Origin of the sequence: Bradyrhizobium sp. LTSP857 (assembly GCF_000938285.1) — a bacterium.
Taxonomy (GTDB): domain Bacteria; phylum Pseudomonadota; class Alphaproteobacteria; order Rhizobiales; family Xanthobacteraceae; genus Bradyrhizobium.
Genome location: NZ_JYMS01000049.1, coordinates 531,588 through 556,499 on the forward strand (window position 1 = coordinate 531,588; position 24,912 = coordinate 556,499).

Here is a 24,912-nt window from a genome sequence, read left to right on the forward strand (position 1 = left end):
CTTCGGAAAACCGCTGCGCACTTTTCCGGATCATGCTTTCGGGACGACACCTCAGCCCCGGCGTGACAGGAAATCGAGCACGCCGGTCTTGTAGACCTTGTCGCCGACCGCGCGCATGTGGTCGCGGCCCGGGATGTCGAGCACTTCCGAGCCGGGGATGATCGCGCCGAGCGCGCTGGCCGAGCCTGCAACGTCATCGGTGCTGCCGACCGCGATCAGCACGGGCACGTCGATGCGCGCGGCTTCGTCCTTCGTCATCAGTTCGCGCGTGCCGCGCAGGCAGGCGGCGAGCGCCTTGCGGTCGGAGCGGGTCTGATCGGCGAACGCACGGAAGGTACGCCCCACGGGATCGGTGACATCGTCGAGCGAGGGTGCCTCCAGCGCCTTCGCCACATTCTCGCCGGGCCCGGTGCCCTCGATCAGGCCGCCGATGCCGATGCCGCCGAGGATCGCCGAGCGCAGGCGCTGCGGCTCGTTGAGCCCGAGCCAGGCGGTCATCCGCCCGCCCATCGAATAGCCCATGATATCGGCCTGCGGGATCGCGAGATGATCCATCAGCGCGAGCACGTCGCCGGCCATGGTGGGAATCGAATATTGCGCGGGCTCATACAGCTTTGCGCTCTCGCCATGGCCGCGATTGTCCAGCGCAATCACGCGGCGGCCGTTCTTGCGCAGCTCCGAGACCCAGGTCGGATAGACCCAGTTCACATTCTTGCTGGAGGCAAAGCCGTGCACCAGGATGATCGGATCGCCCTCGCCTTCATCGAGATAGGCAATTTCAACGGCGCCGTTGTGAAAGCTCGGCATCAGATATTCCGCAGTGTTGAGGGGAAGGGTAATCTTAGGCCGGGATGGCTGGGCTTGCCAGAGCGGCTTCAGCGGCGATCTGCGCGCGACGGAGCCGGCGCGCACGTTTGCGATCGCACCAAGCCTGGGTGAGACGTTCCGTCATCGCCTTGATCGAGGACAGGAGACCGAACAGCGTCAACGCCGCGCCGAACAGCCAGAGCGCGAGATCGAACGCGCCGCCGACGAGCAGCAGCGCACCGCGGCCCAGAAGCTTCATGATCGCACGGGTCTTGCTACCCTGCGCTTCCGCAAGCCGCGCCGCACGCGCGACATCCTTCGGGCCCTCGGCGATGCGCAAGCTGTCCATGGCGCCGCGCGTGCCGGTCTTCTCGGCGACGCGCGTGACGTCCTTGCCGAGACGGACCAGCGCACCGGCCTTCTCGACGCGGAACGCAGCCTTGATCGCGCTCACGGTCTCGCCCGGGCGTAACACAGAGCCCGAGGCAACCGCGTTCTGGAGCATTGGCGTGTCGACCACCTCGCGGGCGGACCTACCGGCCCATGCGGCAAGCCTCTCGCCGAGCCGCCCGACCTTGCGCGCATCCTTCACCAGCGTCAGCCCGGCGCGCACCGGCGCGGCACCGCCAACGGACACATAGGTCGCGGCTGTCACGGCGAGACCCGCGGCCGCAAGCCCCAGCACCAGGCGATCGGTGTCCTCGCCCATGGCGAGATGCTTACCCTCGCGCACGACGTCCCTGACGTCACCGATCACGAAGAGATCGCCGGCCACCGTCCCGGACAGGCTCGCAACATCATCGGCGTTGCCGGTGACGAGCCCGGTGGCGAAGCGCTTTGCGAAGTGCGAGCTGGAGCCCTCCTCCCTGACCGCATCGCCGACGCGGTTCAGGAGGTCGTCGGGAAGCGCGATGTTGCGGTCGCGCGCGAGCGCAACAAAACTGCCGGCGAGATCGGCGTCGCCTGCGCTAAGCGCTGCCTCGATGTTGTCCTGAACCAGATGGTCGTTCTGCCGCAGCACTGCATCGAGCTTGAGCTCGGAGAGCGCGGCCGGGTCGTCCTGGGCGGCGAAGATCGCGCCGGCCTCGCGAGCCTGCGGCGCTACCTGCGCGAGCATGAAGCTGCATGCCGCTATCCCCGTCAACGCTGTGCTGATTCGCAGCCACTTCATGCCAAGAGCCTGGACGGTCCCAAGATCATTCCTAAGATCAGTTGCGCCTGATAATTCGTCTTTTGCCGCAATTGCGCGCGTCCTCAGACATAGTATGCCAAAATTGCGACACAACGTCCCCGACGAAAGAAGGGCTTCTCTCAGGCCGCAAGATTGTGTCGAATTTGCATGAGCAAATGAGCATGGGGCAATTGCGAACCTTTCGGTTCCGCTGGACTAGCAATCATCTGCACCCACCAGTATGGTCCGCGGCGCCTTAAAGATGCCGCGTCAGTATTTGATTGTGTCTGCCGCCATTGCCACTCCAGGATGAGTTACGATGTCCGACCATGTCGTCCCGCACTTCCATAACGATGCCGGTGTTCCCGTCATCGAGATCGGCTCGCAAGAGTTCATGTGCGTGGGCGCCAACCCTCCGTTCGACCATCCGCACGTCTTCCTCGACCTCGGCAACGACAACGAGATCATCTGCCCGTACTGCTCGACGCTGTACCGCTTCGCTGCCGACCTGAAGGCCGGCGAAGCCCGTCCGCCGGAATGCGTGCTGAAGGACAAGGTGGCCTGACCGGCAATATCGGTCAGGGGTGGCGCTCTCCCGAACAATCGTCATAGCCGGTGCCGGAATCGGAGGGTTGACGGCGGCGCTCGCGCTGGCGGCCCGCGGCTTTCGCATCGTCGTGCTGGAAAAGGCCGAGCGGCTCGAGGACATCGGTGCCGGCCTGCAACTCTCCCCCAATGCCAGCCGCGTGCTGGTCGAGCTCGGCCTGACCGAACGGCTCAAGCTGCGCGCCGTCGTCCCGGAAGCGGTCTCGATCATGAGCGCGCGCGCCGGCGGCGAATTGCTGCGCATGCCGCTCGGTGCGGCAGCCGCCAACCGCGCCGGCGCCCCCTATTGGGTGGTGCATCGTGCCGACCTGCAAGCCGCGCTCGCCGGCGCGGTCGCCGATCATCCCGATGTCGAGTTGAAACTCGGCGCGACTTTTGAAGATGTCGCGCCCCACGCCAAGGGGCTGACGGTCGTCCATCGCAGCGGCACCATCCGCCGCAGCGATCTGGCGAGTGCGCTGATCGGCGCCGACGGCATCTGGTCGACGGTGCGCCAGCATCTGTTTCCCGAGGTGCAGCCGCGCTTCTCCGGGCTGATCGCCTGGCGCGGCACGCTCGATGCCACGCAACTGCCGAAGGACTACACCGCGCGGCGGGTGCAGCTCTGGATGGGCCAAAACGCCCATCTCGTTGCCTACCCGATCGCGGGCGGACGCCAGATCAACGTCGTGGCGGTGCTGCCGGGCACCTGGAACAGACCGGGCTGGAGCACGCCGGGCGATCCCTTCGAGGTGATGGACGCCTTCGCCGCGCCGCGCTGGCCGCCGACGGCGCGGATGATGCTGGCGACCGTGGACTCCTGGCGCAAATGGGCGCTGTTCGGCGTGCCCGAGGGCTGCCCCTGGAGCAAAGGCCCGGTCGCGCTGCTCGGCGACGCCGTGCACGCGATGCTGCCGTTCGCGGCGCAGGGGGCCGGCATGGCGATCGAGGATGCCGCCGTGCTCGCACAGCATTTGAACGTCGAGACCGCCGAGAGCACGACCGACATCACCGCGGCGCTGAAACAATATGGCCGGGCGCGTCAGGCCCGTGTCAGGCGGGTGCAGCGGACCGCGCGGCAGCAGGGCCGCATCTATCATCTCGGCGGCCCGCTCGCGCTCGCGCGCGATCTTGCGATCCGCGCGCTCGGGCCGGAACGCATGCTGGCACGGCAGGACTGGATCTACGGCTGGCGTCCCTGAGGCAGGCCGCTCAGCGAGCGGCGCTACCGGGTTTCGGGGCTGGCTTGATGTCCGGCCGCTGCGGAGCTGAGGCCGCCGGCGCCGCACCCGGCGGCGTATCCCGGCACTTGTTGCGGCGCCAGGCGTCTTCGGCCAACTGCGCCTGCCCACGCACCGAAACGTAGTCGTTGCGGTAGGCGAGCTCGGACACGACAGCGCCGCCGGCCCCGGTTTCCGCCTTGTCCATCAGCTTCTGCAAATCCGCGGTGCGGTTGGCGAGCCCCTTGCGCTCACTCTCGAGCTGCTTGCAGTCATACAATTCGTACTTGGCCGGATCGGCAAAGGCTGGAGCGACCGTCTCGCTCATGCCGGCGCAGCCGGACAGCGCGAAGCCCGCCGCGAGCAGGGCGGCAGCCGCGCAGCACGCGCGCTGAGAAGAGGAAAACGAAGCAGTCATGCCGGATGAATAGTCCCCGTGGATTGAGAATGCCTAAAGCAGGGCCAGATGTCCGGATTGAGGCTTTGCCTTGTGCGCCCGGCTCGCTTAAGGAAGAACCGCCTGTCCGGCCCACGAAGCGCCAATTCCAGACCGCCGGACAGGACTTAAGTGTTTGATCTCGTTGGATCAAGCGGGCATGGCGGAATTGGTAGACGCAAGGGACTTAAAATCCCTCGGTGCGCAAGCGCTGTGCCGGTTCGACCCCGGCTGCCCGCACCATCAGAGCTGACGGCGAGAACTGTGCACGCAGCATGATCCAGAAGCAGACGAGTGCGACCGCGATCTGGACAAAGCTGCCCTCGATCATCATCCCCGTGAGCGAGACGAGCGTCGGGACGCCGACGCCGATGGTCAACACTGCAGCAAGGGCCGCGGCCGGAAGATCGACGATGAGGACGGCGGCGTAGACTGCCAGTTCGAAGAAGGCATATTCCTTGAGGCGCGGCGAGCAGAGATAAAGTCCGTACATCGCAAGCACCGTGACGCGCATCGCTGCCTGCGGATGGTCGATCAGCCAGCGATCAAGGCGCGCCGGCAACGATCCCGCATTGTTGCGGATCGCGCGCAGCAGCGACCAGCCGAGCGGCGCGAGCACGAGCACGACCGCCGTCAACGCGTAGATCGCGAACACGAGCGGCTTGCTGTCGACGAGTCCAACACGATCCACGATGCTTTGCGCGAGCAGCAGCAGCGACGGATTGGTTTCCTCGATCTGCACAGAATGCTGATCGGGGATCCCTCCCCTGATCGCGAGCAACCAGCTGGAGAACAGATCTGGATAGAAGACGACCGAAACCAGGATCGGAAGCGCGAAGCTGAGGCTCGCCACCATGATCAGGACGAGTTTGCGCCGGCGCGGCAGCGGCAGGAAATAAAGCGCGGCCAGCACCGGGCAGAACACCAGCTTGAACGACATCACAAGACCGAGCAGCGCCGCACCCGCAACACGAGGCACATCATGTCGATCGCGCTGCGCAGGCTCCGCGGGGCGAAGCAGAAGCGCAAGTGCGGCGGCGGTCAGGAAGCCGCCCAGGATCGCAAAATTCCCCGAGGCCAAAACCCATTCGAAGCCGACGAACGCGCCAAGCGCGCAGAGCACTCTGAGCCCGACGTCACGCAAACTGCGTAGCCGGCCAAGACCGGGCAAGAGCAGACCGCAGAGCACGGCGAGGACAAGAAAGACGCCTCTGTGATGACCGACGAGAAAGCCGCCAGCGCACAGAGGACGGAAGCCATCCAGCGTCGCCGGCAGATAGGGATAGGAAAGTTTGGTGCCCTTCAGATTCTTGACGAAGTAGGGATCGAGCCCATCGACATGCGCATCGACTGCCGCGCAATTGACGCGAACATCCCAGCCATAATTCACATCCAGCGCGGAATCGTTGGCGAGATTGGCGAACACCAACAGCGCCACCAGCGCGATCAGGCAGGCAAGCCAGACGTTCCGCCTCCCAGCCATGTCGGCCGACGGCCCCAACCATCGTGCTGTACCGGTGACGTCCGACACTTCTGATACCCTGCCCGCGTCTCAAGTTTCCTCGGCGCCCGACCCGGCGTCCAATCAGGCCACAGTGGACAGGATCAGTTGCGGATTCATCTCCCCGATGGACCGCGCCCGCCGGGCGACGATCTTATGGTGAACAGCTGGTTTCCCGCCCATGCCAGACCCGCCGCGTCAGAGCTCTGCATACGCTGTCTTTCCCCGGCTCGCCTGCCAGCCATCCCAAAACATGGGTTGTGCGATGCAGCATGGGCATTAGATAAAGCTTCTGAATTTCAGAGGTGAGCTTCTTGTCCGACGTCAATGCCGACGATTGGGTGTCCTCGGGACACCGCCCGATGGGTTTTCCCGAATTCGTCATCGTAATTGCATCCATCATGGCGCTGAATCCGCTTGCGATGGACATGATGCTGCCGGCGCTGCCCAATATCGGGGCGGCCTTCAACATTCCGAACGCCAACCATCTCCAGCTCGTGCTGTCGACCTTCCTGATCGGCTTCGGCGCAGGCCAGTTCGTCATGGGTCCGTTGTCAGACCGGTTCGGGCGACGGCCGGTGCTGCTCGGCGGCATGGCGGTCTATGCGGTGGCGAGCGTGCTGGCAGTTGCCGCACCTTCGTTCGAGACGCTGCTGCTTGCGCGCGCGCTTCAGGGACTTGGCACCTCGGCGACGCGCGTGATCGCGACCTCGATCGTGCGCGACTGCTATGCCGGCCGCCGCATGGCGAGCGTGATGTCGCTCGCGATGATGGTGTTCATCGCAGTGCCCGTGATCGCGCCGTCGTTCGGACAGGCTGTACTGTTGGTCACGCAATGGCGCGGCATCTTCGTCGTGCTGATGCTCTACGGCCTGCTCGCGCTGGCATGGAGCGTGTGGCGGTTGCCGGAGACACTGCCTGAGACAGAGCGCAGGTCGCTTGCACCTGCAGACGTGCTCGCAGCCTTCCGCCAGACCGTCACCAATCGCCAGACCATCGGCTACGCAACGGCCGCCGGCAGCGTCATGGGCGCGCTGTTCGCCTACGTGTTCTCTGCGCAGCAGGTCTTCACCGGCATCTATCACCTCGGCCACTATTTCCCGCTCGCCTTTGCCGCGATCGCGGCCGGCACCGCCATTGCCGGCTTCCTCAACGCCAGATTTGTCGGGACCCTCGGCATGCGCGTGATCTCGCACGGCGCGCTGACGCTTTATACGGCTGTGGCAGGCGTGATGCTGCTGACCGAAAGCCTCGGCATACTCCCACTTGCCTTGTTCATGGTGCTGTCGGCCCTGATGATGTTCTCGTTCGGCATGATGGTCGCCAATTTCACCGCGCTCGCGATGGAGCCGCAAGGCCACATCGCCGGCACCGCCTCCTCGCTCTACGGCTCGATCACGACCCTGATCGGCATCGCGGTCGGCACGGCCATCGGCCAGAGCTTTGACGGCACACTGATGCCGTTCTCGGTCGGCTTCTTCCTGTCGACGCTTGCAGCGCTGGCGATCGTGCTGGTGGTGGAGAAAGGTCGGCTGTTCAAGCCGCACCATCGCCCTATCGCCTGAGGAACTTCGCGGGCCTTTCGATGTTGTCATGCAGCAATTCGAAAGGCCGCCTCAATGGAACCGAAACGCAACGAAACCGACCACGCGTCGGAACTGACTGAGGCGCAGCGATCGGCCACTGCCGTAAAGCAGCCCGCATTTAAACCTCCCTTCGCAAGCGAAGGACTCGAGGGGCTGCGCGACAGCCACTGCTGAGAGACGCGCGTTATTCCGGACTACGTTTGCTGGCGCTGAAATCCTGCGCGGCACTTTCGGGCGCTGCATCACCGTTCGCACGTGGCGGCACCATCAGCACGACCACATCCCGCGTCAGGCCGGGCTTGCCCCACAGCGATGCCTGCACGGTGAATTCGCGCCTGACAAAGTTCCCGGCGCGCGAAGACACCTCCTCCATCCAGCGACCACAATTATCCTGGCCACGGAAGCACAGCGCAGCCCAGCCGCGATCGAGCGTCGTCTTGCGCGGCAGTCCCCACTCGTATTGATACGCGAGGGGCCGCGCATAATACGGGTGATCGGGGCTGTAAAAGGCCATGGAGAAAGCCAGCGAATCGTCGCCGCTGATCGCGCTGAGCGGCTCGCCGGTCAATTCGCGCCATTGCCGGGTGACCTCGTTCGCGGCTTGCGCGTAAAAATTCCGTCCCTCTTCATAACCGTTGATGTTGCGGTAGATGGCGTGGATCGGCGCTGCGACCAGAACGGCCGCGAGCGCGACGCCGGCGACAATGATCGTGGCATTGACGGTGTAGAAGCGCTCGATCGGGTAGCGCGTGCCGCAGACGATGAGAACGACGAACAGGAATAGTCCCTGCAAGGCCCATAGCGACGGCAGATCCGTGCCCATTGCGAGCGATGTCAGGACCGGCAGGGCGATCGTGCCGATGGCGACATAGAAGAGAAGTCGCAGGCCGGGGCTCATCGCGGCGAAGTCGGCCGAAAACTGTTTTAGTCGCGTCCCTGCGATCAATACCCAGATGACGGCCGACACGCTCATGGCCGCAGCAAGTCCCAGCAGAAAGTTCTTCACTTCCCCGAGCGAGCTGATGGCGTTGCCGTTGGCGTGGTTCAGCGCATAGGTGAAGGTCGACGCGCCCGTGGTGGCGAGCCAGTAGAGATGCGGCGACAGCACCGCAAGCCCGGCGACGATCGAGATCCAGGGCGAAGCGGACGTGAAATAGGCGCGTCGCGCCGGATGCGCCAGCGCAGCAAATGCAAAACTCGCGATCAGAAAGACCGAATAATACTTGCCGACCATTGCGAGCGCCGTGGCGCATCCCGCGGCAGCCGCCCAGAACGCGCTGCGGGCCTCGAACGCGCGCAGGAAGCACCAGGTGGCGAGCGGCCAGATCACGAGCAGCACGGCGTTGGCGTTGAAGCGCTGGGCGTGGAATTGATAGGCCGGCGTCAGCATCAAAAGCAGCAGCACCAGGATGCGCTTGTGCCCGGTCACGAACTGCCGCGCGACCAGGTCGACGAAGAACAGCGCAAGTCCCGCATTCGCCATCGCCATCAATTGCAGCGACCAGTCGCTGAGCGGAAAGACTGAGGTCCAGGCCGCGGCAACCCAGCCCATCAACGGCGGATGCTTGTGATAGCCCCAGGCGAAATGCCGCCCCAGCGTCCAGGACTCGAGCGTATCGGGGTGCAGCCCGCCGCCGGCATAGGCGATGGCGAGATACAGCGTCCAGACCGCGACGAAGCAGACCAGGAGCAGTGGAACGCCCCAGCCCGCCTCGACGCCATCAAGCCAGCGCAGCAACGGCAGGCGCCATCGCGCCGGCGCGCGATCTGACCGCTCGGCCATCGCCTGGAATGCAAAATCGATCAGCACGTGATTCAAATCGAGGGAGGGAAAGTAATGAGCGAAGACAAATCATCTAGTTCAGATCGGAAACAAATAGCAATAATTGGAGACTGGAAGAGTTAAAAGCTCGCTGGCCTTGCGGAACAAGGCTGGCAAAAGACAACGGCGCCGCTGATGACAGCGGCGCCGGGTGATGATTGGACGAAAGGTGCGGGACGCGCCCTCCCTTACTCCGACTTGTCGATATTCCAGAACACCGGGGTCGCCGGGCCATCGAGCACGCCGGTCAGCGACTTCCGCCACGCGCTCGGCGCCTGATACTGGCCAAGCGGGACATAGAGCACCTGGTCGTAGGTCTCCTTCTGGATCTCGGTCGCGATCTTCTTCTGATCATCGAGCGAGGCCGCACGAACGAAGGCGTCCTTGAGCTGCTCGACCTTGGCGTCTTCCGCCCAGCCGAACCAGCCGCCCTTCTTGCCCTGCCCGCCGACGGCGATGTTGGAGATCGGGTTGACCACGTCGGCGCTGACCCAATTTGTGATGAACATGTTCCAGCCGCCCTCCTTCGGAGGCTTCTGGCTGGCGCGACGACTCACCACCGTCTGCCAGTCGGTCGCCTGCAAGTCGACCTTGAAGCCGGCTTCGCGCAGCTGCTGGGCCACCACGATCGGTTGAGCCTTCAGCGTCAGCACGTCGCCCGGCGCCATGAGCACGACCGGTGTCCCGTCGTAACCGGACTCGGCGAGCGCCTTCTTGGCCGCAGCAACGTCGCCGCCCTTCGCGAGGGTCTCACCGCCGACCTCTGTCGCGAACGGCGTGTCGCAGATGAAGACCGCGGCGCAAGTCTTGTAGTATTTGGGATTGCCGATCAGCGCGTCGAGCACGTCCTTCTGGTTGACCGCCATGAGTGCTGCGCGGCGGACCTTGACGTTATCGAATGGCGGATGGAGGAAGTTCATCCGCGCGCCCGTCTGGAATCCGAACTTGTTCAGGGTCTCGAGTTTGAGCTCCTTGTCGGCTTCGATGGTGGGCAACATTTCGAAGGCAGGATTTTCCATGAAATCGATGTCACCCGACTGCAGCGCGTTCAACGCCGTCTGCGCGTCCGGCATCGTAATCCATTCGACGCGATCGACCTTCACCACCTTGCCGCCGGAGGTCCAGCTCGCCGGCTCCTTGCGCGGCACGTAGTCGGTGTTCTTGACGTAGATCGACTTCACCCCGGGCTGGAATTCACTCTGCACGAATTTGAAGGGGCCGGAGCCGATCTGCTCGGGGATCTGCTTGTCCGCCGGCGTCTCGGCGAGACGCTTCGGCATCATGAAAGCGACCCGCGACGACGGCTTGCCGATCGATTCCAGCACGAGCGCGTAGGGCTCCTTCAGCTTCAGCGTGATGGTCTTCGGGTCGGTCGCCTCGATGCTCGCAGTGAACAGCATCATCTGCTGCCCCATGCTATCGACAGCGGCCCAGCGCTTCAGGGAGGCAACGCAATCTTCCGCGGTGACCGGCGTGCCGTCATGCCACTTCAGACCATCGCGTAGCGTGAAGGTATAGGTCAGCTTGTCGTCGGAGACCTTCCAATCCGCCATCTGCGGCTGGATCTTGAAGTTCGCATCCGTCGCAATCAACGTGTCGTAGACCATGTAGCCGTGATCACGCGCGATATAGGCGCTGGTGAAGATCGGATCGAGGATACGCAGATCCGAATGCATCACGGCGGTGATGGTCTTGCCTGCGGCAAGAACCGGCGAGGCCAGTGCCGAAAGCGCCACGAGTGGAATCGCAAGTGAGGAGGCGAAAGCCCGACGCATGAATTGGAACATTGAAGCTCTCCTGGCGAGCGGCGCCGCTGATGACAGCGACGCCGCGTGATGGCCGGAACAGAAGGCGCGCTAACGCGCCTTCCCTTACTTGGACTTGGCCTTACTCGGACTTGTCGATGTTCCAGAACACCGGGGTCGCCGGGCCGTCGAGCACGCCCGACAGCGACTTACGCCATGCGCTCGGCGCCAGATACTGGCCGAGCGGCACATAGATCACCTGGTCGTAGGCTTCCTTCTGGATCTCGGTCGCGATCTTCTTCTGATCGTCGAGCGAGGCGGCGCGGACGAAGTCGTCCTTGAGCTTCTCGATCTTGGCGTCTTCCGCCCAGCCGAACCAGCCGCCCTTCTTGCCCTGACCACCGATCGAGAGATTGGAGATCGGGTTGGAGACGTCGGCGCTGACCCAGTTGGTGAAGAACATGTTCCAACCGCCCTCCTTCGGGGGCTTCTGGCTGGCGCGACGGCTCACCACCGTCTGCCAGTCGGTCGCCTGCGCGTCGACCTTGAAGCCGGCCTCGCGGAGCAGCTGCACCGCGACCGTCGGCTGCGCCTTCAACGTCACGACGTCGCCGGGCACCATGACCACGACGGGCGTACCGTCATAGCCGGACTCGGCGAGCGCCTTCTTGGCTTCCGCCATGCCGTTGCCCTTCACCAGCGTCTCCGAGCCGACGTCGGACGCAAACGGCGTGTCGCAGATGAAGAAGGCACCACAGATCTTGTAGTATTTGGGATTGCCGACGAGCGCGTCGAGCACGTCCTTCTGGTTCATCGCCAGAAACGCAGCGCGGCGGATCTTCGGATTGTCGAAGGGCGGATAGAGGAAGTTCATGCGCCCGAGCGTCTGATAGCCGAACTTGTTGAGCGTCTCGACCTTGAGATCGGCATTGCCTTCAAGCACCGGCAGCAGATCCCACGGCGGCACTTCCATGAAGTCGATGTCGCCCGATTGCAGCGCGTTCACCGCGGTCTGCGCGTCCGGCATGGTGATCCACTCGACGCGGTCGACCTTCACGACCTTGCCGCCGGCGGTCCAGCTCGCCGGCTCCTTGCGCGGCACGTAGTCGGTGTTCTTGACGTAGACCGCCTTCACGCCGGGCTGGAATTCGCCCTGCACGAACTTGAAGGGGCCGGAGCCGATCTGCTCGGGGATCTGCTTGTCCGGCGGCGTTTCGGCCAGGCGCTTCGGCATCATGAAAGCGACGCGCGAAGAGGGTTTGCCGATCGAGTCCAGCACGAGGCCGTAGGGTTCCTTCAGCTTCAGCGTGATGGTCTTGGCGTCGGTCGCCTCGATGCTGGCCGTGAAGGTCATCATCTGCTGGCCCATGCCGTCGACGGCGGCCCAGCGCTTCAGCGAGGCGACGCAGTCTTCGGCCGTCACCGGTGTGCCGTCGTGCCACTTGAGCCCGTCGCGCAGCGTGAAGGTGTAGGTGAGCTTGTCGTCGGAGACCTTCCAGTCGGCCATCTGCGGCTGGATCTTGAAATTCGCGTCCGTCGTGATCAACGTGTCGTAAACCATGTAGCCATGGTCACGCGTGATGTAGGCGGTCGTGAAGATCGGATCGATGATGCGAAGATCGGAATGCATCACCGCGGTGATGGTCTTGCCGGCCGCAAGCACTGGCGAGGCCAGCGCGGTCGAAAGCGCGACGACCGACAGCGCAAGTTTGGAGGCGAACGCGCGACGCCCCCGGCGCATAATGTGGAACATATAAAGTTTCTCCTGACGTGAAACTGTTCAAAGGCAGGTTATTGGTTGAGCATTCGGTTCGTTCTTTGGGCGAACTAACCTCATGCAATGCCTTTATCTTTTCGAGACTTGCAGACAGCGTTGAGCCCGTCAATCGGCTTTCGTTGCAGCCCATGGCGGCGTGCACATGGGCTCCACAGCGACCGGTTTGGCTCTACAACGCTGTTCGCGCTGCTTGCCGATGCAATGCGCGTTCCACCTTCGAAGCTTGAGAGACTTCCCGATGAATCCAGCCAATCTTCCCTTTGATTCCGAGGCCATGCTCCAGGGTCTGCGCAACTGGGTGGAATGCGAAAGCCCGACCTGGGACGCAGGCGCGGTCAACCGCATGCTCGATATCGCAGCGCGGGACATGGCCATCATGGGTGCGACGATCGAGCGCATTGGAGGCCGGCAAGGCTTTGGCGGCGTCATCCGCGCGCGCTTTCCCCATCCGAAGCAGGGCGAGCCGGGCATCCTGATCGCCGGGCATATGGATACCGTCCACCCGGTCGGCACCATCGAGAAGCTGACATGGCGCCGCGAGGGCGGCAAATGCTACGGCCCCGGCATCTACGACATGAAGGGCGGCAACTATCTCTCGCTGGAAGCGATCCGGCAGTTGGCGCGCGCCTCCTTCACAACGCCGCTGCCGATTACCGTGCTGTTCACGCCGGACGAGGAAGTCGGCACGCCCTCGACACGCGACATCATCGAGGCGGAGGCCGCGCGCAACAAATACGTGCTGGTGCCCGAGCCCGGCCGCGCCGACAACGGCGTCACCACCGGACGTTATGCGATCGCGCGCTTCAATCTCGAGGCGACCGGACGTCCGAGCCACGCCGGCGCGACGCTGTCGGCGGGTCGCTCCGCCATCCGGGAGATGGCGCGGCAGATTCTCGCGATCGACGCGATGACCACGGACGACTGCACCTTCTCGGTCGGCGTCGTGCATGGCGGCCAATGGGTCAATTGCGTTGCCACGACCGCCACCGGCGAAGCGCTTTCCATGGCCAAGCGTCAGGCCGATCTCGATCGCGGCGTCGAGCGAATGCTGGCGCTGTCGGGCTCAGCCAATGACGTCTCCTTTAAGGTCACGCGCGGCGTCACCCGCCCGGTGTGGGAGCCGGATGCCGGCACCATGGCGCTCTATGAAAAGGCGCGCGGCATCGCCGAATCGCTTGGCGCGAAGCTGCCGCATGCGAGCTCCGGCGGCGGCTCCGACGGCAACTTTACCGGCGCGATGGGCATCCCAACGCTCGACGGCCTCGGCGTGCGCGGCGGCAACGGCCACATGCTGGAGGAATTCATCGAGGTCGACAGCCTGGTCGAGCGCGGCCGCCTGATGGCCGGGCTGCTGGCGACCCTGGAATAATTGAATCAATTTCGCACTGCACAATGCGTTGGCAGTCGCGGTCGAAATTTAGCCTTGTCCAAAAATGAGGCGTATCGTACTTGTCGCTGGTCCACGCGACGATGCGGGAGAGATCACAACGAAGGCCTCTAGCTTTCGTTGTGGCGCCGACGGAGCAACCGCCCCGGAAACTCTCAGGCAAAAGGACTGTATCGTCAGGACGATCTGGAGAGAGACGGCGCGGCCAGCGTGGTCGTGACGTCCACCGAAGGGGATAGTCCGCATAGACCTCGTGAGGGTCCGCCCTTGTCAGGTCCGCGCCGGATCAAGCTCTCAGGTAACCGTGACAGATGGGGCGCCGCCAACGGCCTTGTGGCCGGCGGTTAGCCGACTCTAACTCACGGGAGCCCCGAACCTGCCATGACCCATATTGCCATTATCGGCGCCGGTATCACCGGCGTAACGACTGCCTATGCCCTGCTTGAACGCGGCTTTGAGGTGACGGTGCTCGACAAGCACCGCTACGCCGCGATGGAGACCTCGTTCGCCAATGGCGGACAGCTCTCCGCCAGCAATGCCGAAGTCTGGAACAGCACCGCGACGATCCTGAAAGGCCTGCGCTGGATGTTCCGGCGCGACGCGCCGCTGTTGATGAACCCGCGGCCGAACTGGCACAAATATTCCTGGATGGGCGAGTTCGTCGCCAACATCGGCAACTACCGCGCCAACACCATCGAGACCACGCGACTCGCGATCGAAGCCCGCAAGCATCTGTTCGAGATTGCGACGCGCGAAGGCATTGACTTCGATCTCGAACGCCGCGGCATCCTCCACATCTATCACGACAAGAAGGGTTTTGAATCCGGCCTGCGTGTCAATGCGCTGTTGCAGGAGGGCGGCCTCGATCGGCGCCCGGTAACGCCGGAGGAGATCCGCACGATCGAGCCGACGCTGCGCAAGCAGTATTACGGCGGCTTCTACACGCCGTCGGATGCGACCGGCGATATCCACAAGTTCACCCGCGGACTGGCAGACGCCTGCAAGCGCCGCGGCGCAACCTTCATCCACGACGCCAACATCGATTCGATCGCCCGCGCTGGCAGTGGCTTCGTCGTCGGCTGGGCTGACCTTGCCGCAAGTGATGCTGTCGCATCCGCGCGCGGCATGCTGAAGGTCGATGGCGTCGTGGTTTGCGCCGGCGTTGCCAGCCGTCACTTCGCCGCCCTCCTCGAGGAGCGCGTCAACGTCTATCCGGTGAAGGGCTACTCGATCACCGTGCAGCTCGACACCACCGAGAGCCGCGACGCGACGCCGACCGTCAGCCTGCTCGACGAGGCCGCGAAGATCGTCACCAGCCGGCTCGGCGAAGATCGTTTTCGTGTCGCCGGCACGGCCGAGTTCAACGACTTCAACCGCGACATCCGCGCCGACCGCGTGCAGCCGTTGGTCGATTGGGTGCGCAGCAACTTCCCCGCCGTCGAAACGTCGCGGGTTATTCCGTGGGCCGGGTTGCGCCCGATGATGCCGAACATGATGCCGGTGGTGCGCGCAGGGCGGATGCCGGGCGTGTTCTTCAACACCGGCCACGGCCATCTCGGCTGGACCCTGTCGGCCGCGACCGCGCAGATGATTGCCGGGACCATCGACGGCTGGCGCGGGCTCAATGCACCGCCGATCGCTCCCTCGCGTCAAGGTGAACTTGCGGTTGAGCGCAAGCTGCGTCGTGCATCCTGAGTGGTCGCAAACCCATGCGGGGCGGCCCCTTGCGACCGCCCTGCCCTTGGCACACAATTTGCCCCGAAAAGCCGGCAACTCCCGCCGGCATTTCCAGCCCGAATGACAGGCGCGCATGATAGACACGATAGAAGCAACGGGCGCCTCAAGCCCCCACAAGTTCCGCAGCCGGAGATAGGTGCATGCTAGGTTATCTCATTCGCCGCGTTCTGGCCGCGGTGCCCGTGATGGGCGTGGTGGCGCTGTTCGTCTTCCTGCTGCTGCGGTTGACGCCGGGCGACCCCGCCGCGATTCTCGCCGGCGACAACGCCACGCCCGAGCGGCTCGAGCGCATCCGCACTTCGCTCGGCCTCAACGAGCCCTTGATCGTGCAGTTCGTCACCTGGGTCGGCAAGCTGCTGCACGGCGATCTCGGAACCTCGCTGATCTCCAATTTGCCGGTCATGAAGATGATCGGCCAGCGCGTCGAGCCGTCGATCTCGATCGCGCTGTCGACCATCATCCTCGCCGTCATCGTCGCCGTTCCCTTGGGCGTGATCGCGGCCTGGAAGCACGGCACCTGGATCGACCGCTTCGTGATGGGGCTCTCGGTGCTCGGCTTCTCGGTGCCGGTGTTCGTGATCGGCTACGTTCTGATCGAGGTCTTTGCGATCGACCTGCGCTGGGTGCCGGTGCAGGGCTTCCGCAGCATCTCGACCGGCTTCGGGCCGTTCTTCGAGCGCATCATTCTGCCGACCTGCGCCCTCTCCTTCATCTATGTCGCGCTGATCGCCCGCATGACACGGGCGGCGATGCTCGACGTGCTCGGCGAGGATTACGTGCGCACCGCGCGCGCCAAAGGCATCAACGAGGTCGCGGTGATGATGCGACACGCGCTGCGCAACGCTGCCGTGCCTGTGATCACCGTGATCGGCACCGGCTTTGCGCTGCTGATTTCGGGCGTCGTCGTCACCGAGAGCGTGTTCAACATCCCCGGCATCGGCCGCCTCACGGTGGACGCGGTGCTGGCGCGCGACTACCCGGTGATCCAGGCAATGATTTTGCTGACGTCGCTGATCTACGTCGTCGTCAATCTTCTCATCGACGTCGCCTACACCCTGCTCGATCCCCGGATCCGGTACTGAGGCAAGGACAAGGACAACATGTCAGTCGATACCCTTCCCCAGTCGTCCATTCCGATCACGTCGCCGCTGCGGCCGCGCTTCGGATTCCTCACCTCGACGCCGATCATCGCCACGGCAACCGTCTTGCTCGCGCTGATCGTGCTGATCTCGATCCTGGCGCCGCTGATCGCGCCGTATGACCCGATCCAGCTCGCACCGTCGCTGCGGCTCAAGCCCTCCTCGACGCAGTTCCTGCTCGGCACCGACGCCTACGGCCGTGACCTCCTCTCGCGCGTCATCTACGGCGGCCGCATCTCGCTTCTGATCGGCATCGGCTGTGCGATCCTGTCGATCGTCATTGGGCTCGCGATCGGCCTCGTCTCCGGCTTCTTCAAGCTGGTCGATTCCGTCTTGATGCGCGTCATGGACGGCCTGATGGCAATGCCGAGCATCCTGCTCGCGATCGCCGTGGTGTCGCTCTCCGGCGCCAGCATCTGGACCGTGATGATCGCGATCACCATCCCCGAAATCCCGCGTGTGGCGCGCCTGGTGCGCTCGGTCGTGCTGTCGGCACGTGAGGAGCCTTATGTCGAGGCCGCGATCTCGGTGGGCTCGTCGCTGCCGAAGATCATGTGGCGGCATTTGATGCCGAACACGATCGCGCCGCTGATCGTCCAGGGCACCTATGTCTGTGCGTCTGCGATCCTCACCGAGGCCATCCTGTCGTTCCTCGGCGCCGGCATCTCGCCGGAGACGCCGACCTGGGGCAACATCATGGCCGAGGGCCGCCAGTATTTTCAGCTCAAGCCGACGCTGATCTTCTGGCCGGGCCTGCTGCTCTCGATCGCCATCCTCAGCATCAATTTGATCGGTGACGCCGCGCGCGACGCACTCGATCCGCGCATGAAGCAGCGGGAAGGCAAGTGATGACCAACCCAGTCCTCGACATCAACAACCTCGTCGTCTCCATCGGCAAGAAGCCGAAGGGCGCGAGCATCATCGACGGCATCTCGATTCAGGTGCACACAGGCGAGACGCTGTGCCTTGTCGGCGAAAGCGGCTCGGGCAAGTCGGTGACCTCGCTGACCACGATGGGCCTGCTGCCGAAAGGCACGCTGGTTCCGACCGGCGGCAGCGTCAAGCTGGTCGGTGAAGAGATTCTCACCGCAACCGACCGCCGCCTGCGCCAGCTGCGCGCGACGCAGATGGCGATGATCTTCCAGGAGCCGATGACTGCGCTCAATCCGGTGGTGCCGGTCGGCCGCCAGATCGACGAGGTCCTGCGTGCCCATACCAGTCTCGACGCGAAAGCGCGGAAGCAGCGCATCCTCGACATGATGGAGCAGGTGCGCCTGCCCCAGGTCGAGCGCATCTTCGCCTCCTACCCGCACCGCCTGTCCGGCGGCCAGCGCCAGCGCATCATGATCGCGATGGCGCTGGTGCTCGAACCGAAGCTGCTGATCGCCGACGAGCCGACCACCGCGCTCGACGTCACCACGCAGAAGCAGATCCTGACACTGATCCGCGATCTCCAGCGCGATCACGGCACCGCCGTGCTGTTCATCACCCACGACATGGGCGTGGTGGCCGAGATCGCCGACCGTGTCGCGGTGATGCGGCAGGGCCGCCTCGTCGAGACCGGCACGCTCGATGCCATCCTGCGCAATCCGACCATGGAGTACACCCGCAATTTGCTCTCTGCGGTGCCGAGCCTGGTGCCGCGCGCTCCGCGCGAGGAGTCCAGGGAGCCGGTGGTGCTGGAAGCCAACGAGCTCAGCAAGGTCTATAAGGAGCGCGCCTTCTTCGGCAAAGGACGCGAGGTCGTTGCCGCCGACAAGGTGACGCTGACGCTGCGCAAGGGCCGCACGCTCGGCATCGTCGGGGAAAGCGGTTCGGGGAAGTCGACGGTGGCGCGCTGCATCGTCCGCCTGATCGATCCGACCTCCGGCGGCGTGCGCCTGGCCGGCCGCGAGATCTCCGACATCTCGCGTCGCCTGCTCCAGCCGCACCGGCAAAAGATCCAGATCGTGTTCCAGGATCCCTACCGCTCGCTCAACCCGCGCGTCACTGTCGGCGAGAGCATCGCGGAAGGCCCGATCAATTACGGCACCTCGCACACCGATGCGATGAAGCGGGCGCGCGAATTGCTCGAACTCGTCGGCCTCCCGGCCGACGCCGTGTCACGCTATCCGCACCAGTTCTCCGGCGGCCAGCGCCAGCGCATCGCCATTGCCCGTGCGCTCGCGCTCGATCCGGACGTGCTGGTCGCGGACGAGGCGGTCTCCGCGCTCGACGTCTCCGTGCAGGCGCAAGTGCTGGAACTGCTCGACGAGATCCAGAAGCGGCTCGGCATCGCTATCCTGTTCATCACCCACGATCTGCGCGTCGCCGCCCAGATCTGCGACGAAGTCGTGGTGATGCAGCACGGCCGCGTCGTCGAACAGGGCCCCGCCGCAGAGGTGCTGACGCATCCGAAGGAGGCCTATACAAGGGCCTTGCTCGAGGCAGCGCCCGGCCGCGGCTGGGATTTTGCGAACTTCCGGCCGGTGTCGGAGGGCGTGGCGGCCACTCTGTAGCAACACTCTCCGGTGTCGTCCCGGCGAAGGCCGGGACCTATACCGCGGAATCTATCCAATTGCGTACGGTGCTCGTCCCAAACTTCTAGTCTTCGCCAAACTTCTCCCTGGGGTTATGGGTCCCGGCCTTCGCCGGGACGACATCGAGAGTGGGGTTGGCGGAGTGTCTCACTCGCATCCACCGCATCGGCAGCATTCCCAAAACGGCCTGACGCCATGCGCGGCGCGATGGGTTCGCAAGCTTGCTCTCTCCGCAAGGCCAAGGCTAACGTCGAAGGCTAACGTCGCGCACTTTCGATCGCTGGACTGAATTGATGACACGTATCGCCGTCGGCGGCTTCCTGCACGAGACCAACACCTTCGCTCCGACGAAGGCGACGTTTGCCGACTTCCGGCATGGCGGTGGCTGGCCGGCGATGACTGAAGGCGCCGACGTGTTGAAGGTGATGCGCCGCATCAATGTCGGGCTCGCCGGTTTCGTCGACAGCGCCGAAGCCAATGGTTGGGAACTCATTCCGACGATCGCCTGCGGCGCAAGCCCGTCGGCGCATGTCACCAAGGATGCCTTCGAGCGCATCGTCAAGGTCATGGTCGACGGCATCAGAGCCGCCGGCCCGATCGATGCGGTCTATCTCGACCTGCACGGCGCCATGGTGACCGAGCATCTCGACGACGGCGAAGGCGAGATTCTGGCGCGCGTGCGCCGCGTCATCGGCAAGGATGTTCCGCTGGTCACGAGTCTCGACCTGCACGCCAATGTCACGCCCGAAATGATGGAACATGCGGACGCGCTGATTGCGTACCGCACCTATCCCCATGTCGACATGGCCGAGACCGGCCGCGCCTCCGCGCGCCATCTTGCGCTGCTGCTGAAGACCAAGCAGCGTTTCGCAAAAGCGTTCCGGCAATTGCCGTTCCTGATCCCAATCAGCTGGCAGTGCACCAACGACCAGCCGACCAAGGGCATCTACGAAAAGCTCGCCGCGCTGGAGAACGACGCGGTTCCGACTCTCTCTTTCGCGCCGGGCTTCCCCGCAGCCGACTTTCGCGATTGCGGCCCGAGCGTGTTCGTCTATGGCAAGACTCAAGCCGACGCTGATCGCGCCGCGGATGCGATCGTCAAACTGATCGAAAGCCATGAGAACGATTTCGACGGCAAGATCTGGTCACCCGACGACGGCGTGCGCCACGCGATGGAACTTTCGAAAGGCGCGAACAAGCCCATCATCATCGCCGACACCCAGGACAATCCCGGCGCCGGCGGCGATTCCGACACCACAGGCATGCTGCGCGCGCTGGTGCGCAACAAGGCGAGCGCTGCGACCGGCGCGATCTACGATCCGGCATCCGCGAAAGCCGCGCATGCGGCCGGCGTCGGCGCCACCGTGACGCTGTCGCTCGGCGGCAAGTCCGGCATTCCCGGCGACGAGCCCTATACCGAGACCTTTATCGTCGAGAAACTTTCCGACGGCCGCTTCATCGCGCCCGGCCCCTATTATGGCGGCCGCGAGATGGAGATGGGCCCCTCCGCGGCCTTGCGCATCGGCGACGTCCGCGTCGTCGTCTCCTCACACAAGGCGCAACTGGCCGACCAGGCGATGTACCGCTATGTCGGCATCGAACCGACCGAGCAGAAGATTCTGGTCAACAAGAGCTCGGTGCACTTCCGCGCCGATTTCGAGCCGATCGCAGAGAAGCTGATGATCTGCGCCGCGCCCGGCGCGATGCCGGCGGACACCGCCACACTGCCCTGGACGCGGCTGCGTCCGGGCATCCGCATCAAGCCGAACGGCCCCGTTTTCACGCCCCCATCACGCTAACTGGACAGGACACATGCCCACCATTGACCGCATCGACGGCTATGCTGACGAACTCACCGCCATCCGCCGCGACCTTCACGCCCATCCCGAGATCGGCTTCGAGGAGGTCCGCACCTCCGGCATCGTCGCCGACAAGCTGAAGGGCTGGGGCATCGAGGTGCATCGCGGCCTCGGCGGCACAGGTGTGATCGGTGTCATCAAGGGCAAGGGCTCTAGCGGCAAGCGCATCGGCCTTCGCGCCGACATGGACGCGCTGCCGATGGAAGAGAACACCAATCTGAAATGGAGTTCGAAAATTCCCGGCCGCTTCCACGGCTGCGGCCATGACGGCCACACCACCATGCTGCTTGGCACTGCGCGCTACCTCGCCGAGACGAAGAACTTCGACGGCACCGTGCACCTGATCTTCCAGCCGGCCGAGGAAGGCCTCGGCGGCGCCCGCGCCATGATCAAGGACGGCCTGTTCGAGAAGTTCCCCTGCGACGAGCTCTACGGCCTGCACAACGCGCCCGACCTCAATCTCGGCGAGATCGCAATCCTGCCGGGACCGGCAATGGCCAGCGCCGACTTCTTCGACCTCCGCATCACCGGCTATGGCGCGCATGGCGCGATGCCCGAGCGCTCCAAGGACGCGGTGATCATCGCGACCACGCTCGCACAGGCGATCCAGACCATCGTCAGCCGCAACGTTGAGCCGCTCCAGGCCGCCGTGGTGTCCATCACCCAGATCCATGCCGGCTCCGCCTACAACGTCATTCCCGGCGAAGCGCATCTTTGCGGCACCATCCGCACCTTCTCGAAAGAAGTCCGCACCCTGATCAGCGAACGCATCCGCACGATCTGCGCCGGCATCGCGAGCGCCTATCAATGCGTGATCGACGTCGACATCCGCGACACCTTCAACGTGCTGGTCAACCAGGTCGAGCAGTCCAAGGTGGTCGAAGAGGTCGCGCGCACAATCGTCAACCCCGCCAACGTGATCACCCGCACCACGCCGAAGATGGGCAGCGAAGATTTCGCCGACATGCTGGAAACCATTCCCGGCGCCTATTTCTGGGTCGGCCATGACGGCTCGGTGCCCGTGCACAATCCCGGCTATGTGCTCGACGACAAGATCCTGCCGATCGGCGCCAGCATGTTCGCCCGCATCATCGAGACGCGCATGCCGGTGGGTGCCCATGCATAAAAAGGGCGTCGAAGAGGCGGTCACCTCGCTGCACGATCTTTCCGCGGTCGACCTGATCGCGGGCTATCGCGCCAAACAGTTCTCGCCGAGCGAGGTGCTGGAGGACGTGCTCGAGCACGTCGCCGCGTGGGAGCCGCATCTCAAGGCACTCTATGCGTTCGATCCCGACGGCGCGCGCGAGGTGGCAGCGGCCTCGACCGCGCGCTGGTCCGGGGGCGAACCGTCCGGCCCGCTCGACGGCGTGCCGGTGACGGTGAAGGACAACATCGCGACCAAGGGCGTGCCGGTGCCGTTGGGCGCTGCCAGCGTCAAGCTGGTGCCGGCCGAGAAGGATGCGCCGCCCGCCGCGCGTCTGCGTGAGGCCGGCGCGATCATCTTCGCAAAAACCACCATGCCCGATTACGGCATGCTGTCCTCAGGACTCTCCAGCTTCCACGCGCTCGCGCGCAATCCCTGGGACCTCTCCAAGAATCCCGGCGGCTCCAGCGCGGGTGCCGGCGCTGCGGCGGCGGCCGGCTACGGTCCGCTGCATCTCGGCACCGACATCGGCGGCTCGGTGCGGCTGCCCGCGGGCTGGTGCGGCCTCGTCGGATTGAAGCCGAGCTTCGGCCGCGTGCCGATCGATCCCGCCTATGTCGGACGCGTTGCCGGCCCCATGACCCGCACGGTCGACGATTGCGCGCTGATGATGAGCGTGATCGCAAAGCCCGACCGGCGCGACGGCACGAGCCTGCCGACCGACACCATCAACTGGAAGATCCTGGACAAATCGCCGCGGAAATTGCGCATCGGGCTGATGCTCGATTGCGGCGTCGGCCCACCGCCGGAGAAGCCGGTGCGCGAGGTCGCGGTGAAGGCCGCGAAAGCGTTCGAATCCGCCGGCGCCGTCGTCACCGAGGTCGACGGCATTTTGACCCGCGAGATGCTCGATGGCCTCGACAATTTCTGGCGCGCGCGGATGTGGGATGATCTGTCGAAATTGACACCCGCCGAGCAGGCCAAGGTGCTGCCCTATATCTTCAAATGGGGCGCGTCCGGCGCAAAGCTGTCGGGCGTCGACGTCATCAGGGGCTTCAACCAGACCATGGCGATCCGGGCAGCGGCGGCAAAGCTGTTCTGCGAGCTCGACTATGTGATCTCGCCCACCGCGCCGAACGTGAATTATCCGGCGGAGTTCGCCTCGCCGCTGAACGATCCGATGAAGCCGTTCGAGCACATCGGCTATACCGTACCGTGGAATATGTCAGAGAACCCCGCGGTCTCCATCAATGGCGGCTTCGATGCCAAGGGTTTCCCGATCGGCGTGCAGATCGTCGGCCGCCGCTTCGACGATATCGGCGTGCTCGGCATGGCCAAGGCCTTCGAGGGCCTGCGGGGTGCGCAGAAGCCCTGGCCCAAGCCGCCGGCCAAGTAGCATTCCGTCATGGCCGGGGCGTAGCCGTCCGAAGGACGGCGTCGCTTCCGCTAGCCTATGCCCGGCCATCCACGTTCTAACTCGCCGCCACATGCCCAGTCCGCGCAAGACGGACGCCGGCGACCATGCATGACGTCTCTTCGAGACAGAATTCAAGACAGGGAAGGAAACCACCATGGCGTATGAGACGATCAAATACGAGGTCGCCGAGCAGATCCTCACCATCACGCTGAACCGGCCCGACAAGCTCAACGCCTTCAACGCGCAGATGCAAGGAGAGCTGATCGCCGCGTTCGACGCCGCCGACAAGGACGACAACGTCCGCGCCATCATCGTCACCGGCGCCGGCCGCGGCTTTTGTGCGGGCGCGGATCTCTCCTCCGGCGCGGATACGTTCGATCGCGACGCGCGGCGTGGCCCGGTGAAGCGGTTCGCCGACGGCAAGGTCGACTACAGCGATCCGCAGGTGCGCGACGGCGGTGGCCAGGTGACCTTGCGCATCTTCAAATGCCTGAAGCCGGTGATCGCCGCAGTCAACGGCCCGGCCGTCGGCATCGGCGTCACCATGCAGCTCGCGATGGACATCCGCATCGCCTCAGACGCCGCGCGCTTCGGCTTCGTATTCTCCCAGCGCGGTATCGTGCCGGAGGCGGCCTCGAGCTGGTTCCTGCCGCGCATCGTCGGCATCTCGCAGGCGCTGGAATGGTGCTATTCGGGCCGTGTCTTCCCGGCGCAGGAGGCGCTCGCGGGCCGTCTCGTCAGCAAGGTCGTGCCGCCGGATGATCTTTTGCCGACCGCCCGCGCGCTCGCCAAGGAATTTGCCGCCAAGACTGCGCCGGTGTCGGTGGCGCTGATCCGCCAGATGATGTGGCGCATGATGGGCGCGGACGACCCGATGGAAGCCCATAAGGTCGACAGCCGCGGCATCTACGCCCGCGGCCGGTCTGAGGACGTGAAAGAAGGCGTGGTGTCGTTCCTGGAGAAGCGTCCGGCGCAGTTCAAGAACAAGGTGTCGAGCGATATGCCGGATTATTTTCCGTGGTGGAGCGAGCGGGAGTATAAGTGACGCTCTTGTAGGGTG

The 24,912-nt window shown here is 64.5% G+C and carries 21 protein-coding genes, 1 tRNA gene and 2 riboswitches; of the genes, 16 read left to right on the forward strand and 6 right to left on the reverse strand.

Annotated features, from left to right (window positions below; all coding sequences use genetic code 11):
• Positions 1-51: 51 nt before the first annotated feature.
• Both UP06_RS35940 and UP06_RS35945 read right to left on the reverse strand, forming a co-directional pair.
• Positions 52-807, reverse strand: coding sequence for an alpha/beta fold hydrolase (locus UP06_RS35940; RefSeq protein WP_045008386.1), 756 nt, complete (start codon positions 805-807; stop codon positions 52-54).
• 34 nt (positions 808-841) lie between these two features.
• Complete coding sequence (locus UP06_RS35945) at positions 842-1,978, reverse strand: hypothetical protein (RefSeq protein WP_045008387.1); 1,137 nt, start codon at positions 1,976-1,978, stop codon at positions 842-844.
• Positions 1,979-2,297: 319 nt separating this feature from the next.
• On the opposite strand from UP06_RS35945, the gene UP06_RS35950 reads away from it, so the two are divergent.
• Together UP06_RS35950 and UP06_RS35955 are read left to right on the forward strand one after the other, a co-directional pair.
• Positions 2,298-2,543, forward strand: coding sequence for a zinc-finger domain-containing protein (locus UP06_RS35950; protein WP_007602543.1), 246 nt, complete (start codon positions 2,298-2,300; stop codon positions 2,541-2,543).
• Positions 2,544-2,562: 19 nt separating this feature from the next.
• Complete coding sequence (locus tag UP06_RS35955; protein ID WP_045008388.1) at positions 2,563-3,765, forward strand: FAD-dependent monooxygenase; 1,203 nt, start codon at positions 2,563-2,565, stop codon at positions 3,763-3,765.
• 10 nt (positions 3,766-3,775) lie between these two features.
• On the opposite strand, the gene UP06_RS35960 is transcribed toward UP06_RS35955, so the two are convergent.
• Positions 3,776-4,201, reverse strand: coding sequence for a hypothetical protein (locus tag UP06_RS35960; protein WP_045008389.1), 426 nt, complete (start codon positions 4,199-4,201; stop codon positions 3,776-3,778).
• A gap of 172 nt (positions 4,202-4,373) precedes the next feature.
• Between UP06_RS35960 and UP06_RS35965 the strand changes: the two genes are divergently transcribed.
• From UP06_RS35965 to UP06_RS35980, 5 genes are all read left to right on the forward strand, one after another.
• Positions 4,374-4,462: transfer RNA gene (locus UP06_RS35965), tRNA-Leu, on the forward strand.
• On the forward strand, positions 4,420-4,650 hold the full coding sequence (locus UP06_RS41790; RefSeq protein WP_197087461.1) for a hypothetical protein: 231 nt from the start codon (positions 4,420-4,422) through the stop codon (positions 4,648-4,650). Before UP06_RS35965 ends, UP06_RS41790 begins: the two co-directional genes overlap by 43 nt.
• 95 nt (positions 4,651-4,745) lie before the next feature.
• Positions 4,746-5,372: a hypothetical protein gene (locus tag UP06_RS41795; RefSeq protein WP_045008390.1), complete on the forward strand. Its 627-nt coding sequence runs from the start codon at positions 4,746-4,748 to the stop codon at positions 5,370-5,372.
• Positions 5,373-5,435: 63 nt separating this feature from the next.
• Positions 5,436-5,756, forward strand: coding sequence for a hypothetical protein (locus UP06_RS41800; RefSeq protein ID WP_045008391.1), 321 nt, complete (start codon positions 5,436-5,438; stop codon positions 5,754-5,756).
• Positions 5,757-6,034: 278 nt separating this feature from the next.
• Positions 6,035-7,285 carry a multidrug effflux MFS transporter gene (locus UP06_RS35980; protein WP_045008818.1) on the forward strand — a complete coding sequence of 417 codons (1,251 nt, stop codon included), beginning with the start codon at positions 6,035-6,037 and terminating at the stop codon, positions 7,283-7,285.
• A 205-nt stretch (positions 7,286-7,490) separates the two neighbouring features.
• Here UP06_RS35980 and UP06_RS35985 read toward each other — a convergent pair whose 3' ends face one another.
• From UP06_RS35985 to UP06_RS35995, 3 genes are all read right to left on the reverse strand, one after another.
• Positions 7,491-9,089: a glycosyltransferase family 39 protein gene (locus UP06_RS35985; protein ID WP_045008819.1), complete on the reverse strand. Its 1,599-nt coding sequence runs from the start codon at positions 9,087-9,089 to the stop codon at positions 7,491-7,493.
• Between the two features lie 227 nt (positions 9,090-9,316).
• A complete protein-coding gene (locus tag UP06_RS35990; RefSeq protein ID WP_045008392.1) occupies positions 9,317-10,915 on the reverse strand; it encodes an ABC transporter substrate-binding protein in 1,599 nt (532 codons plus the stop codon).
• 100 nt (positions 10,916-11,015) lie between these two features.
• Positions 11,016-12,626, reverse strand: coding sequence for an ABC transporter substrate-binding protein (locus tag UP06_RS35995; RefSeq protein WP_045008393.1), 1,611 nt, complete (start codon positions 12,624-12,626; stop codon positions 11,016-11,018).
• A gap of 262 nt (positions 12,627-12,888) precedes the next feature.
• On the opposite strand from UP06_RS35995, the gene UP06_RS36000 reads away from it, so the two are divergent.
• The 9 genes from UP06_RS36000 (at position 12,889) to UP06_RS36040 (ending at position 24,897) form a co-directional block, all read left to right on the forward strand.
• Positions 12,889-14,019: a M20/M25/M40 family metallo-hydrolase gene (locus tag UP06_RS36000; protein WP_045008394.1), complete on the forward strand. Its 1,131-nt coding sequence runs from the start codon at positions 12,889-12,891 to the stop codon at positions 14,017-14,019.
• A 94-nt stretch (positions 14,020-14,113) separates the two neighbouring features.
• Positions 14,114-14,218, forward strand: a riboswitch (glycine riboswitch).
• Positions 14,219-14,221: 3 nt separating this feature from the next.
• Positions 14,222-14,350: riboswitch (glycine riboswitch) on the forward strand.
• A gap of 68 nt (positions 14,351-14,418) precedes the next feature.
• Positions 14,419-15,732 carry a D-amino acid dehydrogenase gene (locus UP06_RS36005; protein ID WP_045008395.1) on the forward strand — a complete coding sequence of 438 codons (1,314 nt, stop codon included), beginning with the start codon at positions 14,419-14,421 and terminating at the stop codon, positions 15,730-15,732.
• Between the two features lie 182 nt (positions 15,733-15,914).
• The gene (locus tag UP06_RS36010) at positions 15,915-16,856 is read left to right on the forward strand and encodes an ABC transporter permease (protein ID WP_045008396.1); all 942 of its coding nucleotides are present in this window, start codon (positions 15,915-15,917) and stop codon (positions 16,854-16,856) included.
• Between the two features lie 18 nt (positions 16,857-16,874).
• Entirely contained in the window at positions 16,875-17,762 is an 888-nt protein-coding gene (locus UP06_RS36015; RefSeq protein WP_045008397.1) for an ABC transporter permease, read from the forward strand.
• The gene (locus tag UP06_RS36020) at positions 17,762-19,411 is read left to right on the forward strand and encodes an ABC transporter ATP-binding protein (RefSeq protein ID WP_045008398.1); all 1,650 of its coding nucleotides are present in this window, start codon (positions 17,762-17,764) and stop codon (positions 19,409-19,411) included. The genes UP06_RS36015 and UP06_RS36020 overlap by 1 nt, the downstream gene beginning before the upstream one ends.
• 314 nt (positions 19,412-19,725) lie before the next feature.
• A complete protein-coding gene (locus tag UP06_RS36025; protein ID WP_045008399.1) occupies positions 19,726-21,231 on the forward strand; it encodes a M81 family metallopeptidase in 1,506 nt (501 codons plus the stop codon).
• 13 nt (positions 21,232-21,244) lie between these two features.
• On the forward strand, positions 21,245-22,417 hold the full coding sequence (locus UP06_RS36030) for a M20 aminoacylase family protein (protein WP_045008400.1): 1,173 nt from the start codon (positions 21,245-21,247) through the stop codon (positions 22,415-22,417).
• Entirely contained in the window at positions 22,410-23,831 is a 1,422-nt protein-coding gene (locus tag UP06_RS36035; protein ID WP_045008401.1) for an amidase, read from the forward strand. Before UP06_RS36030 ends, UP06_RS36035 begins: the two co-directional genes overlap by 8 nt.
• 175 nt (positions 23,832-24,006) lie before the next feature.
• Positions 24,007-24,897 (forward strand): crotonase/enoyl-CoA hydratase family protein, encoded by an 891-nt coding sequence (locus UP06_RS36040; RefSeq protein WP_045008402.1) that lies wholly within the window; start codon positions 24,007-24,009, stop codon positions 24,895-24,897.
• Positions 24,898-24,912: the final 15 nt, after the last annotated feature.

Bases quoted from the DNA above. Each gene is read 5' to 3' on its own strand.
- UP06_RS35940 (WP_045008386.1), bottom strand. From the start codon at position 807: ATGCCGAGCTTTCACAACGGCGCCGTTGAAATTGCCTATCTCGATGAA.
- UP06_RS35945 (WP_045008387.1), bottom strand. From the start codon at position 1,978: ATGAAGTGGCTGCGAATCAGCACAGCGTTGACGGGGATAGCGGCATGC.
- UP06_RS35950 (WP_007602543.1), top strand. From the start codon at position 2,298: ATGTCCGACCATGTCGTCCCGCACTTCCATAACGATGCCGGTGTTCCC.
- UP06_RS35960 (WP_045008389.1), bottom strand. From the start codon at position 4,201: ATGACTGCTTCGTTTTCCTCTTCTCAGCGCGCGTGCTGCGCGGCTGCC.
- UP06_RS41795 (WP_045008390.1), top strand. From the start codon at position 4,746: ATGGTCGATCAGCCAGCGATCAAGGCGCGCCGGCAACGATCCCGCATT.
- UP06_RS41800 (WP_045008391.1), top strand. From the start codon at position 5,436: ATGACCGACGAGAAAGCCGCCAGCGCACAGAGGACGGAAGCCATCCAG.
- UP06_RS35985 (WP_045008819.1), bottom strand. From the start codon at position 9,089: ATGGCCGAGCGGTCAGATCGCGCGCCGGCGCGATGGCGCCTGCCGTTG.
- UP06_RS35990 (WP_045008392.1), bottom strand. From the start codon at position 10,915: ATGTTCCAATTCATGCGTCGGGCTTTCGCCTCCTCACTTGCGATTCCA.
- UP06_RS35995 (WP_045008393.1), bottom strand. From the start codon at position 12,626: ATGTTCCACATTATGCGCCGGGGGCGTCGCGCGTTCGCCTCCAAACTT.
- UP06_RS36000 (WP_045008394.1), top strand. From the start codon at position 12,889: ATGAATCCAGCCAATCTTCCCTTTGATTCCGAGGCCATGCTCCAGGGT.
- UP06_RS36005 (WP_045008395.1), top strand. From the start codon at position 14,419: ATGACCCATATTGCCATTATCGGCGCCGGTATCACCGGCGTAACGACT.
- UP06_RS36010 (WP_045008396.1), top strand. From the start codon at position 15,915: ATGCTAGGTTATCTCATTCGCCGCGTTCTGGCCGCGGTGCCCGTGATG.
- UP06_RS36015 (WP_045008397.1), top strand. From the start codon at position 16,875: ATGTCAGTCGATACCCTTCCCCAGTCGTCCATTCCGATCACGTCGCCG.
- UP06_RS36020 (WP_045008398.1), top strand. From the start codon at position 17,762: ATGACCAACCCAGTCCTCGACATCAACAACCTCGTCGTCTCCATCGGC.
- UP06_RS36025 (WP_045008399.1), top strand. From the start codon at position 19,726: ATGACACGTATCGCCGTCGGCGGCTTCCTGCACGAGACCAACACCTTC.
- UP06_RS36030 (WP_045008400.1), top strand. From the start codon at position 21,245: ATGCCCACCATTGACCGCATCGACGGCTATGCTGACGAACTCACCGCC.
- UP06_RS36035 (WP_045008401.1), top strand. From the start codon at position 22,410: ATGCATAAAAAGGGCGTCGAAGAGGCGGTCACCTCGCTGCACGATCTT.
- UP06_RS36040 (WP_045008402.1), top strand. From the start codon at position 24,007: ATGGCGTATGAGACGATCAAATACGAGGTCGCCGAGCAGATCCTCACC.